This is a genomic window from Rhizobiaceae bacterium (genome assembly GCA_023953835.1).
Taxonomy (GTDB): domain Bacteria; phylum Pseudomonadota; class Alphaproteobacteria; order Rhizobiales; family Rhizobiaceae; genus Mesorhizobium_G.
In genome coordinates this window covers 416883-432726 of sequence record JAMLJB010000002.1, presented here as the reverse complement: position 1 = coordinate 432726, position 15844 = coordinate 416883, and the positions used below count along the sequence as shown (strand labels likewise).

Below are 15844 nucleotides of genomic sequence, written 5' to 3'. Positions count from 1 at the left end.
CGCGTGTCAGGGGCGGCGATGCGGCGGCGCAAACTCATCAGGCTCTCCGTTTCGGTGCGAGGCATGTCACGGACACTAACCGCAATCCGGCTGGACATGCAAATCCAAAGAGGTCGCCGTCTCGCCGCCGAATTCGCCCCGGATTCGCTCACTCGGAGAGTTCCAGGCCGAAATAGAACGGCTTGAGACCGGCATCCAGCATGGAGTTGTCGCAACTGAACATGTCCGCGTAGAACAGGATATACGCTTCGAGCGACCTGCCAGGGAAAGGCATGCGGGGCGAATGGACCGTCACAGTGCTGACCACCTTGTGGGGAAAACCAAGCTCCTTCAGCATCATTCCGCCGACCACGCCGTGCGGGATTTCGGAGGCAAGTTGCGCATAGCGGGCCTTGTTGCCCTCGCGCTCGATCAAGAGCGGCTTGTCGACATCGTGCAGGATGAGGATGGATGCCAGCGTTTCAATGTCCGCCTTCTTGCCCCACAGGCGCTCGGCGATGGCGGCCAACTCAAGCCCGATCCGCGTCGTCTCGTTGACGTGGTCGATCAGCCGGAAGCGTGGGTTGAGCACATCCCACGGCACCTCGTCGAGGCTTCCATAGGGGCTCGATTCGAGCGAACTGACCCATGCGGTGACGATCAGTTCCCGCGTCTGCGGCGACACAAGGTCGAGGCCGTGCAGCGCGGCCTCGACCGACCGGCGCGCCACCTCGCTTCCGCGCGTGATTTCATAGCTCATCTTGTCCTCCAATCGCCTGTTGCCTTGCCGCTCAGACCATCACCGCGCGCAGCATGGCGAGATAGTCGTCGCGGGTGGGTTCGCGCGGGTTCGTCGCATGGCTGTGGTCGGCCAGAGCACCTGTAACGACATCCTGCAACTGCGCCTCCACGACGCCGAGCTTTGCGAGGCTGGTCGGGATCGACAGCCTTTCGTTCAGCCGCTCGACGCTTTCGGCGAGGTCCGCGCCGGCGGGCAGACCGATGGCCCGCGCCAGCGTCTCGATCTTGGCAGCGGCGGTGGCCGCGTTGAAACGCAGCACGGGCGGAAGCAGGATGGCGTTCAGCGTTCCATGGTGCAGGGAGGGCGATTTCAGCGCGCCGAGCGCATGGGAAAGGGCGTGCACGGCGCCGAGGCCCTTCTGAAAGGTCAGCCCGCCCTCAAGCGCACCCATCATCATTTCCCAGCGCGCCTCGCGGTTGCTTCCGTCGGCGCAGGCGGCCTCGATATTGCTCCAGATGCGCCGTGCGCCGTCCAGCGCGATGGCGTCGGCTGGCGGGTTGACGCGCGGCGACAGGAAGGTCTCCACGCAATGCGAGAACGCGTCCATGCCGGTGGCCGCCGTCAGCGCGGGTGGCAGGCCGAGCGTCAGTTCCGGGTCGCATATTGCGCGGCGCGGTATCAGGTAGGGGCTGATAAGCCCGACCTTGCGGCCATCGCTCAAGGTTATCAGCGATGCCCTGCCGACCTCCGACCCGGTGCCCGCCGTGGTCGGCACGGCGATGACCGGGTGCACCGCAGGCGTGATGCGCGCCACGCCGCCTTCGATCGCCGCATAGCGCGACAGCGGGCCGCTGTGGCCGGCGAGCAGCGCGATCGCTTTGGCCAGATCGATGGGCGAGCCGCCGCCGACCGCGACCAGCCCGTCGCAGCCTTCCGCCGCATAAAGCTCCAGCCCGGCGAGGACCGCTTCTTCCGTGGGGTTGGACGGCACGTCGAGGAAAGCCTTCGTTCCCTCGGGAAGCAGCGACAGCAGCCGATCCAGCAGTCCGGTCTTCTCAAGGCCGCGATCGCTGACGAGGAGAGGCCGCTTCACGCTGACGGCCGCGAGTTCGGAGCCGAGCGCACCGACCGCGCCGAAGTCGAAATTGATGTTTGTCAGGTACATGATGTTGGGCAAGGCAATCTCCGGCGGTCCTGTTGTGCGGTTGGGCGGGGGATCAGAGTTTGATCGTCACGCATTTGACCTGTGTGTAGTGCAGCAGCGCCTCGACGCCCTTCTCGCGTCCGTGACCACTCTGCTTGTAGCCGCCGAAGGGCGTCTCCACCCCGCCGGCATAATATTCGTTGACGAACACCTGCCCGGCCTCGAGCAGCGCCGCCACGCGATGCGCCCGCGAGACGTCGGAGGTCCACAAGCCCGCAACCAGCCCGTATTCACTGGCGTTGGCGATGCCGACGGCTTCAGCCTCGTCATCAAACGGCATCACCGATGCGATGGGGCCGAATATCTCTTCAGTCGCCGTGCGCGCGTCGGCGGCAAGCCCGGTGACCAGCATCGGGCGAATGAACCAGCCGCGTTCCGCCGCCTGCGGGTCGGCTACTGCGCCGCCCTCGATCACCTCCGCGCCTTCCTCGCGCGCGATGCGGGTGAACGCCTGCACGCGCTCGAACTGCGCTTTGGTGATGATGGGACCCATCGCGGCCTGGTCGTCGGCGCCGACGGCCACCTTTGCGATGCGCTCCCTGAGCAGGCCGAGGAATTGGTCGTAGATGGAGCGCTCCACGAGGCAGCGCGTTCCCGCCGAGCAGACCTGCCCGGCATTGAATGTGAAGGATTTCACGACGCCATCGGCAGCCTTTTCGAGATCGGCGTCTGCAAAGACGATGTTGGGCGACTTGCCGCCGAGTTCGAGGCCGATGGGGATGATGCGGTCGGCGGCGATGCGGCCGAGCACGCGGCCCGTCCCGACCGACCCCGTGAACGCGATCTTGCGCACCAGCGGATGCTCGGCCACCGCCGCGCCTGCTTCCGGCCCGGTGCCGGTCACCACGTTGAACAGACCGCGCGGCAGCCCGGCCTCTTCGACCGCGAGCCGCGCCAGCTCGATCAGCGAGACGGAGGTGAACTCCGACGGCTTGGACACGACGGCGTTGCCGCTTGCCAGCGCAGGTGCGATGCCGCGCGCGGCCTGGTTGAGCGGTGCGTTCCACGGCAGGATGATGCCGACTACGCCGAAAGGCTCGCGCCGCGTGTAGGAATGGTAGCCTGCGCCAAGGTCGACTACTTCGCCGCGGCAGGCATGGACCATGCCGCCGTAAAACTCGAAATACTGCGCCGCCGTCTCGATTTCGAGGCGGGCATGCCACAGCGGGCGGCCCGTTTCCGAACGCTCGATCTCGACAAGGTCCTGCTGGCGCTCGCGCAACAGCCGGGCGATGGAGGTAAGTATCCGCCCCCGCTCGGCGGGGCGCCTGTCGCGCCATTGCGGCCACGCTTCATGGGCCGAACGCACCGCCGCATCGACATCGGCGGCGTTTCCTCGCGCAATGGTGAAGCTAGGCTCGCCGGTCCGGGGGTCGAACTCCTGGAGGAAAGCGCCTCCCGCGGGCTCCGTCGGCCCGCCGTCGATGAAGTGGTTGTGCTTTGTCTGGATTGGTGAAGACACGGACGAATTCTCCTCCCGCGCGGATGGCCGCAGATCAAGGTCGCGCCAAAATAGGCAACGGCTTCAAAAATGCAAGAAAACGTTTCATCAAAATGCGCGAAGCGTGACGCCGACCGTTCCGAGCCCGTGGAAATGCGCTTCCGCCGTGGCGGGAACGCGCGTCCAGGTCAGCCCTGTCAGGCTGCCGGTGATGACGAGCGTGCCTTCGGAAATGTCCTGCCCCGGCAGACGATCGTTCACATAGGCGAGCAGGGGCAGCAACGGGTCGCCGGACGGATGCCCCGCCTGCGACGACGTTTTCGGAATGCCTTCGATGGAAAGCGTGACCTCGACGGACGACAGGTCGGCGCTTCGCCACGCCTTCCATTGCGGGCCAAGGACCAGGCCGCCATTCGACATGAAGTCCGCAACCCGGTGCAAAGGCGGCGCTGATTGGTAGGAATTGAAGCGGCTGGTGACCAATTCCATCGCCAAAAAGGCGTCAATCGCCTCGCAAAGCGCGTCCCGGCCAAGCGGATACTCGGAACGGGCCACGTTCCTGCGGAAGCGGAAGGCGAGTTCGGCCTCGATGCCGACCGGCTCGTCGCCGATCCGCGCGGCGCTGCCGGAGGTGAATATCCGGCCGGGCAGGATTGCGCCCCAAGCGACACCCTCGGGCAGGGTCGCCACCTTCCACGCTGTCGGCGTCTCGCCGCCGCGCCTGACGATCTCGTCCTGGATCGCCAGCGCCTCCGCAAGCGTCCGAGGCGACAATTCGTCGGGCAGGCAGGGGAAGCTTTCCCTGGCATGCGTGGCAGCGAGCATGGCCGCCGCTCCTGCGATCCTGTCCATTCCTCGCATCTTCTCCCTGCTCGTCCACGATTTAGATGAAACGTTTTCTTGACATAGTTTTCATCCAGATACTAGGTTGGCGCGCACTGCGGGGCCGACCGTCGGGAACCGCTTCGCGTGTTTGGGAGGACGCCCGCATGAAAAATGGCGCGGAAGCGATAGGGACATTGCAACAGGGGGCATTCATTCCCTGGTTCGAGCAATGGATAGCACGCATATTGGGCGCGCTGATCGCAGTCCTCGTGGTTGTTGAAGTGCTCGTCCTGTTTGCGGGGATTCTCGCCCGCTACGTGTTCCACCTGCCGCTCGTCTGGTCGGACGAACTCGCCTCCACGCTCTTTCTGTGGCTGACCATGCTTGGCGCAGCGCTCGCCCTGATGGGCAACGAGCACATGACGATGTCGGCCCTTGTGAATACGCTTTCGGCCGAGCGCCGCGCGTTCATGGCCAAGCTCGCATGGATCGGCACCTTCGTATTCTTTGCGCTGCTGCTGGTCCCATCCATCCACTATGTGCAGTCCGAGGCGAGCGTCATCATGCCGTCTCTCGGCGTAAACCAGTCGTGGCGGACCATGGCCATGCCGACCGGCATCGGCCTCATGCTTCTGCTGTCGGCGACCCGCCTGATCTCCGGCTGGGACCGGCAGTCGCTGCTCGCGGCGGCCATCATCGCTGCGCTGATCGCTGTGCTTTGGCTGCTCCAGCCGCTGTTCCCGCCGCTCGGCAAGATCAACCTCGTCATCTTTTTCGCGATCCTCGTTCCGATTGCTGTCTTCGCGGCGCTGCCGATTGCCGCCGCGTTCGGTCTGGCGACCTTCGCCTACCTGACCTTGACGACCCGCGTTCCGGCGGAGGTGATCGTCGCGCGCCTCGACGCGGGCATGTCGCACCTCGTTCTGCTGTCGGTTCCGCTGTTCATCTTCCTCGGCATGCTGATCGAGCTGACAGGTATGGCGCGCGTCATGGTGGCATTCCTCGCCAGCCTGATCGGCCATTTGCGCGGCGGGCTACACTATGTGCTGATCGCCGCAATGTATCTGGTGTCGGGCATTTCGGGTTCGAAGGCCGCCGACATCGCCGCCGTCGCCCCGGTGCTGTTTCCCGAAATGGAGAAGCGCGGCGCGGATCGCAACGAGCTTGTGGCGCTGCTCGCCGCGACGGGCGCGCAGACGGAGACGATACCGCCGAGCCTCGTGCTGCTGACCATCGGCTCGGTGACGGGCGTTTCGATTGCCGCTCTGTTCACGGGCGGCCTGTTGCCGGCATTCCTGCTCGGCCTGATGCTGTGCGCCATGGTCTGGTATCGCTGGCGCGGCACCGAGATCAACATTCCACGAGCTTCGGGGCGCACCATCATCCGCAGCTTCGTCATCGCGCTGCCAGCGCTTTTCCTGCCCTTCGTGATCCGGTTCAGCGTTGCGGAAGGCATCGCCACCGCGACGGAGGTCTCGACCATCGGCATCGTCTATGCGAGCCTTGCCGGTATCCTGATCTACCGCGAGTTCGACTTCCGGCGCATGGTGTCGATGCTGGTGCGGACCGGCTCGCTGTCGGGGGCGATCATGCTCATCATCGGCGCGGCCACGGCGATGGCCTGGGCGCTGACGCAGTCCGGTTTCTCCTTCCTGCTGGTGCAGTCCATGTCCAACCTGCCGGGCGGCGCCTACACCTTCCTGATCGTCTCCATCGTGCTGTTCATCATCCTCGGCAGCGTGCTCGAGGGCATTCCGGCCATCGTGCTGTTCGCGCCGCTGCTGTTCCCGGTCGCCAAGGCGCTCGGCATCAACGAGGTGCACTATGCGATGGTGGTGATCCTGGCCATGGGCCTCGGCCTGTTCGCCCCGCCCTTCGGCGTCGGCTTCTATGTCGCCAGCGCCATCGGCAAGGTCAGGCCGGAGGACGCGGTGCGCCACATCTGGCCGTTCATGGCCGTGCTTCTGCTCGGGCTGCTGATCGTCGCCGCCGTTCCGTGGATTTCGACCGGCTTCCTGTAGGCGCCGCTACCGGCCCTTGAAAACGGGCTTGCGTTTTTCGTTGAAGGCCAGAACGCCTTCGCTGCGGTCCTCGGTCGGGATCGTCCGGTAATAGGCTTCGAGGTCGAAGCGATAGCCTTCCGCAAGCCCGACATCGCCGGAAATGGAGATCGCCTTCTTCGCCTGCGCCACGGCAACCGGCGCGTTGGCGCAGATGCGCCGCGCCGCCGCTGTCGTTTCCTCCATCAGCGCGGCGGGCTCGCAGACCTTGTTGACCACCCCCCAGGCCAGCGCTTCTTCCGCCGTGAACGGCGCGCCGGTCAGGATGACCTCCTTGGCCCGCCGCATGCCGCTGGCGCGCGCGAGATTCTGCATGCCGCCTGCGCCCGGAATGATGCCGAGCGTCACTTCCGGCAGGGCGAAGCGAGCGGTGGCCGCCGCATAGGAGAAATCGAAGGCCAGCGCGAGTTCGCATCCGCCACCGAAGGCCGCGCCGTTGATCGCCCCGATGACCGGGATGGGACATTCGAACAGATGGCGGACCAGTTGCTCGGTGAGCGCGTGCTGGCGGCGCCATGCCTCGTCGGTCATGCCCTTGCGCTCCTTTAAATCCCCGCCCGCGCAGAAGATGCGCTCACCCGCCCCGGTGACGATGATGCAGCGAATGCCGCGCGGCTCGACATAGAGGTCGGAAAACAGCGTCAAGAGGTCGCCCAGCATCGCCGTGTTCAGCGCGTTGCCCGCCTCGGGCCTGTTGAGCGTGATGGTGAGCAGGTGGTCCTGTTCATGTAGCAGGATCGTCTCGAAATGTCCGGTCATGGATTGCTCCCCTGCGCCGCCGGGTCGTGTTCGGCCTTGTCACGGAAGACCCGAGGTATCCCGGCCCTGCCGAGCGCACCGCGCAACGGTTCCGCAGGCAACGCCCGTTCCAGCACGAGGCGGGCCTCAAGCAGCTTGCCAAGGTCGATCCCGGTCCGCAATCCCATGCTTTCCAGCATGTAGACGAGATCCTCCGTGGCGATGTTGCCGGCAGCGCCCGGCGCGAAGGGACAGCCGCCGAGCCCGCCCAGTGCGGAATCGAATCGCCGGATTCCCTCTTCGAGGCCCGCGAGCGCGTTTGCAAGGCCGAGCCCGTATGTGTCGTGCATGTGAAGCGTCGACAGCCGCGCACCAAGCTCGCCGCGCACGGCGCGTACGGTTGCGCGGATCGCCGCCGGGTCCGCATAGCCGACGGTGTCGGCAAGCGCCACGCTATCCGCGCCCGCCTCGGCCAGCGCCACGGCGACCTTGACCACCCTTGGCAGCGGCACGCTTCCGTCGATCGAGCATCCGAAGGCGGTGGCGCAGGCCGCCAGCGTTTCCATCGGCCTTGGCTGGGCGCGGACCCACGCTGCGATCAAGCCGAATTCCTCGACTTGAGCGAAGGTTCCCTTGTTGGTGTTCGCGAGACTGTGCCCCTCGCTGACGGACACCGGCACGACAATCGAATGGACGCCCGCCGCATGGGCGCGCTGGGCACCCTTCAGGTTGGGTACGAGCGCCGCGACCCGTATGCCGGGCAGGCGCGAGAGGACCGAGCGAACGATTTCGCCGGTATCTGCCATTTGCGGGACGAGCGCGGGGGGAACGAAGCTGCCGACCTCGATGGTGCGCAGGCCGGCTGCGGCGAGGCTCTCGATCCAGCGCAGCTTGTCCGCCGTCGCCATGATGCTTCCGGCGATCTGGAGACCGTCCCGGGGGCCGACTTCGACAACCGTGATGTCTTCGGGCATTGCGACGGCCTCAATAGGAGCGCGGTAGCCCCAATATATGCTGGCCGATATAGGCCAGGATCAGGTTTGTCGAGATCGGCGCTGTCTGGTAGATGCGCACCTCTCGCCATTTGCGCTCAATGTCGTATTCGCGTGCATAGCCGAAGCCGCCATGGGTCTGCAGCGCCGTGTCGGCGGCGAGCCATGTCGCCTCGGAGGCGAGCAGCTTCGCCATGTTGGCTTCCGCGCCGCAGGGCTGGCCCGCGTCGAACAGGCTGGCGGCCTTGCGGCACATGAGGTCGGCTGCCTCCAGCGCGACATGGGCGCGGGCGAGCGGAAACTGCACGCCCTGGTTCTGGCCGATGGGCCGCCCGAAGACGTGCCGCTCATTGGCGTAGTCGACGCCCTTGCGCAGCAGCCAGCGCCCGTCGCCGATGCATTCCGACGCTACGAGGATGCGCTCGGCGTTCATCCCGTCGAGAATGTAGCGGAAGCCCTTTCCTTCCTCGCCGATCAGGTTCTCGGCGGGCACAAAGAGGTCGTCGAAGAAAACCTCGGTCGTGTTGTGGTTCATCAGCGTCTTGATTGGCTGGATCTTGACACCCGTGCCCAGCGACTCGCGCAGGTCAACGATGAAAACGGAGATGCCGTCGGTGCGCCGCGACACGCCTTCCGCCGGGGTGGTGCGGGCGAGCACCAGCATCAGGTCCGAATGCAGAGCACGCGACGTCCATACCTTCTGCCCCTTGATCACATAGCCGTCGCCGCGGCGCTCGGCGCGCGTCTTGATCTGGGTGGTGTCGGAGCCGCTGGTTGGTTCGGTGACGCCGAACGCCTGGAGCCGCAATTCGCCGGACGCGATCAGCGGCAGGAAGCGGCGCTTCTGGTCCTCGTTGCCGTGACGCAGCAGGGTACCCATGATGTACATCTGCGCATGCGCCGCACTTGCCACGCAGCCGCTTGAGGTTATCTCCTCGAGGATCACGGCAGCCGCCCGCAACGGCAGGCCGGAGCCGCCATATTCCTCGGGGATCAGCGCGCCCAAAAAGCCGGACGCCGTCAGCGCCTTGACGAATTCGGTCGGATAGGCCTCCTTCTCGTCGAGCGCGCGCCAGTATTCGCCGGGAAATTGCGAGCAGATGCGCCGCACCGACTCGCGCAGCTCCGGATAGTCCTCACCCAGTTCGACTTCGACGCAAGAAGACATGCTTTTCAAGATCCTGAAATCAGACCCGGCGTGCGCCGGCCAGCGAAGCGGCGCCCGCCGCTTCCTGTGGGGCAAACGCGGTTTCCGCCTGAAGCTTTGATTGTCCAAGGGCAGGGGCCTCGGCCTGCGCGGCGAACCGCACGCCGTCGAAGGTCAGCGGAATGCCCATGGTGACGAGTTCGCTTTGCCCGTGCGGCACGCCCATGTTGAGGGCGAGCGTCTGTGCATGCGCGAGAACGCGGTCGACGGTCAGCAGCGGCGCGGAGGGAACGCCTTCCGCGTCGAGCGCGGCGCTGAGCCGCGCCATGTCGAACCCGGCGATGGCCGCCTCGATGCCGGCGATCAGTGCGGCGCGGTTCTTCACCCGGTCGGCGTTGGTGCGATAGGCGGGGTCGTCCGCCAGTTGCGGCTGCCCGAGCGCACGGCAGAGCCTGCCGAAGAGATTGTCGTTTCCTGCCGCGATCATGATCCATTCGCCGCCGACGTTGAAGGCCTGGTAGGGCACGATCTCGGCGCTGCCGGAACCCTGCGGCCCGCGCACTTCGCCCGCCGCCGCATAGCCGGCGAGCGGAACCGTCATCCACGACAGGCCTGTCTCATAGAGCGATGTCGAGACGACCGCGCCCTTCTTGCGGTTTTCCCGCTCGAACAGGGAGGCGAGCAGGCCGATCACGCTCCACATGCCCGCGCCGATGTCGACAAGCGACACGCCGACGCGCACGGGCGAGCGGCCCGCCTCTCCGGTGACGCTCATGATGCCCGTCGATGCCTGCGCCAGCGGGTCGTAGCCCGGCTTGCGGGCCAGCGGCCCGACCGGCCCGAACGCGCCGATATTGCACCAGATCAGCGACGGCTTGGCCGCGCACAGGTCGTCCGCGCCGATCCCGAAACGGTCCAGCACGCCGGGCCTGAGGTTCTGGATTACGGCGTCGGCCTCGCCAAGAATGAGGTCGCGCAGCCGCCGCACGCCTTCCTCGGTGCGGAAGTCGATGGCGACGCTTTCCTTGCCGCGGTTCAGCGCGGCGAAAAGCGAGGAGGTGTCGCGCCAGAAGGGCGGTCCCCATCCGCGCGCATAGTCGCCGTCGGCGGGGTTCTCGACCTTGACCACCCGCGCGCCGAGGTCGGCAAGGATCATGCCCGCGAAGGGAGCCGCGACACTGTGGCCAAGCTCGATCACCGTGCAGCCGGCAAGAGGCCCCGTATCGTGCGCCGATGTGTCTTGCATCTCGATCATGACCAGGGTCAGGACCTGTTGATTTGGACGAAATGGTGTGACGCCATCCGGTCCGATACGAGGAGCAAGGACGAAGGAAATGTGAGCATTTTCAAGTTCCTTGCGACGAAGTTGCGGGCCGGATGGCCCACATCCGAAGGACACCGGAACGGCTGCAAGCTGCCGCGTCGAACCGCCCGGACGATGGAACCCCATCGACCTTCGCGCTTCTCCTTGCATCTTCTTGCCGTTTCAGGTGCCATTTCATTCAAATCAACAGGTCCTGACCCTAGGTCTTAGGATGCCCCGAAACCCCTGTCAAGAAATCGTTTCATCAATATCGTAATTCGGCTAGGCTGATAAAATAGCAGCCGGAACGGCCTGCCCGAAGGAGGAATCACCATGATGCCCGTGCTCGACCATATTCATCTGAAGGCAAATGCGGCCGATCCGGTTGCCGCTTTTTTCGAACTGCTGGGGGCAACGCTGGTGCGCAGGGAGTTGCGCCAAGGCAAAGTGCGCATCGGGCTCGACATCGGCGGAACGAAGATTTCCGTAGACGAGGACGCGGTCGGTGAAAATCGCAAATCACCCTTTGGTTACAATCATATAGCGCTCTCCGTCAGCGATGTAGATGGCGAGATCGAGCGACTGAGAAATGGTGGCATCACCGTTTCGACGGAGCCCTATTGGCCTCTGCCGAATATAAGGGCGGCCTTCGTCACAGGTCCCGAAGGCATCGTGGTGGAACTCATTGACCGGCATGCAGACCGGTAGCCTCAGCCTGGCTGAACGCCGTCGCGGCCGATGCAGGCGACCCGTGAGCGAACAGCTTCGCGGACGCTGCGCGGGATAGTGCGGGTGGAGAAATTCGCTTGGCACTGACAATGATGAAACGTTTTCTTGACAAGTGGCCCGCGCGAACGTACTGATTGCCCCGGACTGTTGGATATCGGCCCCAATGTCCGGGGCGCCGGTTTGCTGTTTCTGTTGGGTGGAAGCGCAGCCGGGCCTGTGGCGCCATGAGGTTGCTCGACAGGGCCGGTCGAGCGATGGGAGGATTTCAAGCATGACATTCGATATTTCGAGGAGAGGGCTCCTCGTTGCGGGAAGTGCGCTGGCCGTGCTGCCCTTTTCTTCACGTTTCGGCCATGCGGCGGAAGTGACCTTGCGGCTGGGACACTCGGCGCCGGTCGAGCATCCGTTCCATATCCGCGTCGCTGAGGCCGCCGAGGCGATTGCCAAGGAGACCGATGGCAAGGTTGAGCTACAGATATTCCCGGCCAGCGCGCTGGGTGGCGACAACGACCTGATGTCGCAGACCCGCAGCGGCGGTCTCGATTTCTGCCAGCCTACCGGACAGATCCTGTCGTCCATCCTGCCGGTGGCCGCGACGCCTGCGCTCGGCTTTGTGTTTTCGGATTATGATGCGGTCTGGGCAGCGCTCGACGGCGATCTCGGCGCGCATATCCGCAAGGAGATCGAGGCCAACACCGGTCTCGTGCCTATGGAGAAGATCTGGGACCTCGGCTTCAAGCTGCTCTGGACGGGCAGCAAGCAGGTCAGGACGCCGGAAGACCTCGTCGGCCTGAAGGTGCGCGTGCCGGTCAGTCCGGTCAGTGTCTCGCTCTACAAGGCACTGCAGGCCAACCCGGTTACCATCCAGTTCTCGGATGTCTACACCGCGCTCCAGACCAAGATGGCGGACGGTATGGACCTTCAGGCGAGCTATTTCTACATCTCGCACTTTTACGAGGTGCAGAGATATTGCGCGCTGACAAACCACAGCTGGGACGGCCAATGGCTGTGCGCAAACAAGGCGATGTGGGAGGGGCTTACGCCCGAAATCCGCGATGTCATCGCCAAGAACCTGAACAATGCTGCCGTGCTTCAGCGCGAGGATCTCGTCAAGGTCAGCAGCACCGTTGTCGAAGACCTGAAGACCAAGGGCATCGAGTTCAACGAGGCTGACACGGCGGCCTTCAAGCGCAAGCTCAAGGAAGTCGGCTATTACGACGAGTGGCGCAAGGAGCTCGGCGCCGACGCTATCGGATTGCTCGAAAAATACAGCGGCCCGCTGGGCGGCTAGGCGCGTTCGCCGCTTCCGGTCGTATCCTTCCCAAGACAACCCGCGAGCCTTCGGACCGTTTCGGTCCGAAGGCTTTTTTTGCCATATGGCTGCGTGTCAGGAGGAGGGCGTCTGGCGGATGAGAAAATCCTTCACCTGCGCGATGACCGAGGCCTTCAGGTCCTGTCCCTTCCATGGTGCGATGGCTTCGGTCTGCGGCGCAAGGCGGATGATCTCGTCGGACACGTGCTTGGGATGCATGGTGTCGTTGCCCGGCATCAGGAGGATAGGTTCCTTGCAGGTGGAAACGAATTCGCGCGAGACGGCGAACAGGAAATCGCCCGCGAACAGGCGTTGGCGGAACGGCCCGACCTGCGCCTGATCGACTTCGGGATAGGTGCGTACGAGATCGGCCCAGCGGTCGGCTTCCTCGTCTATGGCGGCGCGGTTTTCGTAAAACCCGACGGGGTTCTGGAGGACATAGGCGCTGACGAAGCCGGGCCGCGCCTGACCGAGCGCGAAGGCGAAGGAAACGCCGATGCAGCCACCCATCACATGCGCCTTCGTCACGCCGAGATGATCGACGAGCTTCGTGAAATCCGAAACATAGGTATCCCAGGAATCGTTCGGCCCGATGGCGCCGCGCGAGGCGCCCGCATTGCGGATGTCGAGGGTGATCAGCCGGAACCTGTCGGCCAGCGCCTCGATCGGGTCTGCAAAATCCTGCGGCGTGTCTGGTTTGGCAGGGTTGCGGCGCCAGCGTTCTATACGCGAGTTCAGGAAGCCCGGCGCGAACAGCACGACGGGATAGCCGCTGCCATATTCCTCGTAGTGGATGCGGGCGTCATCAAGCAACAGTTCGGGCATGTCCTTCTCCCTCATTCGAAATATGGTTGGCGGCCTGCCTCACCTGCGCGGCGTCAGGTGACCGGCGACAATCCGCCGTCGACATTGATGGCCGTGCCGGTGATGTAGGAGGCGGCGTCGGAAGCGAGGAAGCAGGCCAGATTGGCGACTTCCTCCGCCTTGCCCAGGCGCCCGAGGGGAACCAGCCGCCCCCGCTCGGCGATGAACTCATCGTAGCTGTTTGCGCCCGACGCCTTGAAGAGCCTTTGCCACTGGTCGCTTTCGACATAGCCGATGCACAGCGCATTCGCCGTCACGCCGAACGGCGCGAGGTCGAGCGACATGGTCTTGGTGAGCGCGATGCCGGCGGCGCGGCTGACGCTGGTCGGCAGGTTGGCCGGCTGCGGCGCCTTGCCGAATATGCTGACGATGTTGAGAATCCTGCCCCATGCCTGCTCTCTCATGTGGGGCAGGACGGCCTGCGCGAGCTGGATCGCCACGCCGACCTTCTGGTCGATGTCGCTGCGGAAATCGTCCATCGTCAGTTCGGCGAATGGCCGGCGCATGGAAGAGGCGGCGTTGTTGACGAGGATGTCGACGCCGCCGCGCGCGGCGCAGATGTCGGCCAAGATGGTTTGAAGCCGCGCGCTGTCGCGCACGTCGCAAGCGCGCACGTCCAGTTCGAGGCCGTGCGTCTCGCGTATCTCGGCGGCGGTTTCGTCGAGCACCTCCTGCCGCCGCGCGAGCGCCACGACATGCGCCCCCGACAGCAGGAACCGTTCGCAGATGGCGCGCCCGATCCCCTTGCTGCCGCCGGTGACGAGCGCGGTCCTGCCTCGAAGCGAGATATTCATGAAGGCTGTCCCTTCTCCCTTGCGCCTTCGGGGAGCGCCGCCGAGAGGCTGGTCCTGAACTCGACCAGAAGCGGGCCGCCGTCATGCGCGACCGCCCGTTGCAGCGCGGCGTCCACCTCCGCCTCTTGCTCCACGCGCATGTAGGCGCATCCGTGCGAGCGTGCGAAAAGATCGAAGTCGGGGGGCGACAGGTCGGTCGCCGAATTGCGGCCCGGATAGACCCGCTCCTGGAAGGCACGGATCGAGCCGAGGGAGCGGTTGTTGGCCAGCAGGAATGTCACCGGGACCTTGCGCGCGACGGCGATTGCAAGCTCGTTGCTGGTCATCAGGAAGCCGCCGTCGCCCAGAAGCGCCACGACCTTGCGGTCGGGATAGCGCAGCGCCATGGCGATTGCCCCCGGTACGCCGAAGCCCATGCATCCGGTGACGGTGGCTAGCAGGAGCTGCGGCGGTTCGTAGCGGAAATGGCGATACATGAGCGCAGCCGACATGCCCGCATCAGTTGCGATGATGCCATCGGCGGGCATGTGTTCCTGCAAACGCGCGACCACATTGCCGAAGACGATGCCATCGTCGGACGTGCGCGGACGCCACGCGGCGATGGCATCTCGGTGGGCGGCAAGCTCGCCGGTCCAGCCGCTCCTGTCCGGTGCGACAGCGGGCGCGCGCCCGGCATTGACGGCTTCGAGGAAGGACAGGGCCGTGCAGGCGAGGCCGATGTCGGGCTGGTAGTTGATGCCGATCGCGGCGGGGTCGTCGCAGACATGGACGAGCGTCTGTTCCGGCCATGGCGAGGCGGGGAAGGTATAGCCCTTCGTCGTCAGGTCGCCGAGCCGCGTGCCGATGGCGAGCACGAGGTCGCTCGAACGGAACGACTCGACCTGTGCGGGCGTGTTGGACACGCCGAGGTCGCCCGCATAGAGCGGGCTGGAATTGGAAAACAGATCGTGCCGCCGGAAGCTGACGACCACCGGGATCGACCATTTTTCCGCGAAGGTTTTCAGCGCCGCGCGACCGTCACCGGCGGCAACCTGCCCGCCCGCGATGATGAGCGGGCGCTTTGCTTTCCCAAGCAGGTCGAGAACCGCATCGACGGCCTGCGGCGCGGGCGCGGTGCGGGTCGCGGCATGCGGCTTCTCGCTTGGCGGGTCCATCGGCTCGTCCAGCATGTCCTCCGGCAGTACGACGACCACCGGCCCCGGCGTCCCGTCGGTCGCCACATGCATGGCGCGCGCCAGCACTTCCGGCAGGCGGGCCGGGTCGGTAACTTCCGCCACCCATTTGCAGATGGTGGAATACATCTTGCCGTAGTCGATTTCCTGAAAGGATTCGCGGCGGAGATTGCGCCGCTCGACCTGGCCGATGAACAGGATCATCGGCACCGCGTCCTGCTGCGCCGTGTGCAGGGCGATCGTCGCATTGGTGGCGCCGGGGCCACGGCTGACGAAGCATATGCCCGGAATGCCGGTTATCCTTCCGTCCGCGACCGCCATGAACCCGGCGGAGCTTTCATGGTAGCAGGTAATGAGGTCGATGGGGCTGTCCAGGAACGCGTCCAGAATCGGCAGGTAGCTCTCGCCCGGCACGCAATAGGCGCGGTCGACGCCGCGTCGCCGTAGAAAATCCACAAGATATTGTGCCGCCGTTGGCATTCGCTGCAACCTCCTAAGCCCGTCTTCGCCCGCGCACCCATATCAAAGCCTGCGCGAATGCG

Annotated in this window: 14 protein-coding genes; 3 read left to right on the top strand and 11 right to left on the bottom strand. The window is 65.0% G+C overall.

From position 1 onward, the window contains the following. Positions 1-148: 148 nt before the first annotated feature. The 4 genes from M9924_19865 to M9924_19850 form a co-directional block, all read right to left on the bottom strand. Positions 149-739: a hypothetical protein gene (locus M9924_19865; GenBank protein MCO5066644.1), complete on the bottom strand. Its 591-nt coding sequence runs from the start codon at positions 737-739 to the stop codon at positions 149-151. A 31-nt stretch (positions 740-770) separates the two neighbouring features. After that, entirely contained in the window at positions 771-1898 is a 1128-nt protein-coding gene (locus tag M9924_19860) for an iron-containing alcohol dehydrogenase (protein ID MCO5066643.1), read from the bottom strand. 40 nt (positions 1899-1938) lie between these two features. Then, entirely contained in the window at positions 1939-3387 is a 1449-nt protein-coding gene (locus M9924_19855; protein ID MCO5066642.1) for an aldehyde dehydrogenase family protein, read from the bottom strand. A gap of 87 nt (positions 3388-3474) precedes the next feature. After that, on the bottom strand, positions 3475-4218 hold the full coding sequence (locus M9924_19850) for a hypothetical protein (GenBank protein MCO5066641.1): 744 nt from the start codon (positions 4216-4218) through the stop codon (positions 3475-3477). 137 nt (positions 4219-4355) lie between these two features. Here M9924_19850 and M9924_19845 point away from each other — a divergent pair, with 137 nt between their 5' ends. Next, positions 4356-6212 (top strand): TRAP transporter large permease subunit, encoded by a 1857-nt coding sequence (locus M9924_19845; GenBank protein ID MCO5066640.1) that lies wholly within the window; start codon positions 4356-4358, stop codon positions 6210-6212. A gap of 6 nt (positions 6213-6218) precedes the next feature. On the opposite strand, the gene M9924_19840 is transcribed toward M9924_19845, so the two are convergent. The 4 genes from M9924_19840 to M9924_19825 are packed head-to-tail and all read right to left on the bottom strand — an operon-like array spanning position 6219 to position 10578. Beyond that, positions 6219-7010, bottom strand: a complete 792-nt coding sequence (locus tag M9924_19840; protein ID MCO5066639.1) for an enoyl-CoA hydratase-related protein — start codon at positions 7008-7010, stop codon at positions 6219-6221. Continuing rightward, a complete protein-coding gene (locus tag M9924_19835) occupies positions 7007-7963 on the bottom strand; it encodes a hydroxymethylglutaryl-CoA lyase (GenBank protein ID MCO5066638.1) in 957 nt (318 codons plus the stop codon). Before M9924_19835 ends, M9924_19840 begins: the two co-directional genes overlap by 4 nt. Positions 7964-7973: 10 nt before the next feature. Continuing rightward, positions 7974-9149, bottom strand: a complete 1176-nt coding sequence (locus M9924_19830) for an acyl-CoA/acyl-ACP dehydrogenase (protein MCO5066637.1) — start codon at positions 9147-9149, stop codon at positions 7974-7976. A gap of 19 nt (positions 9150-9168) precedes the next feature. Then, positions 9169-10578: a CoA transferase gene (locus M9924_19825; GenBank protein MCO5066636.1), complete on the bottom strand. Its 1410-nt coding sequence runs from the start codon at positions 10576-10578 to the stop codon at positions 9169-9171. A 186-nt stretch (positions 10579-10764) separates the two neighbouring features. Between M9924_19825 and M9924_19820 the strand changes: the two genes are divergently transcribed. After that, positions 10765-11139 (top strand): VOC family protein, encoded by a 375-nt coding sequence (locus M9924_19820; protein ID MCO5066635.1) that lies wholly within the window; start codon positions 10765-10767, stop codon positions 11137-11139. 292 nt (positions 11140-11431) lie between these two features. Then, positions 11432-12451 (top strand): TRAP transporter substrate-binding protein, encoded by a 1020-nt coding sequence (locus M9924_19815; protein MCO5066634.1) that lies wholly within the window; start codon positions 11432-11434, stop codon positions 12449-12451. 96 nt (positions 12452-12547) lie between these two features. Here the strand turns inward: M9924_19815 and M9924_19810 are convergent, their stop codons facing one another. Genes M9924_19810 through M9924_19800 form a run of 3 tightly spaced genes read right to left on the bottom strand, consistent with a single transcriptional unit; the run spans position 12548 to position 15782 of the window. Further along, the gene (locus M9924_19810) at positions 12548-13297 is read right to left on the bottom strand and encodes an alpha/beta hydrolase (protein ID MCO5066633.1); all 750 of its coding nucleotides are present in this window, start codon (positions 13295-13297) and stop codon (positions 12548-12550) included. Positions 13298-13350: 53 nt separating this feature from the next. Then, positions 13351-14130 carry an SDR family oxidoreductase gene (locus tag M9924_19805; protein ID MCO5066632.1) on the bottom strand — a complete coding sequence of 260 codons (780 nt, stop codon included), beginning with the start codon at positions 14128-14130 and terminating at the stop codon, positions 13351-13353. After that, positions 14127-15782, bottom strand: a complete 1656-nt coding sequence (locus tag M9924_19800; protein ID MCO5066631.1) for a thiamine pyrophosphate-binding protein — start codon at positions 15780-15782, stop codon at positions 14127-14129. Before M9924_19800 ends, M9924_19805 begins: the two co-directional genes overlap by 4 nt. Positions 15783-15844 lie beyond the last annotated feature (62 nt).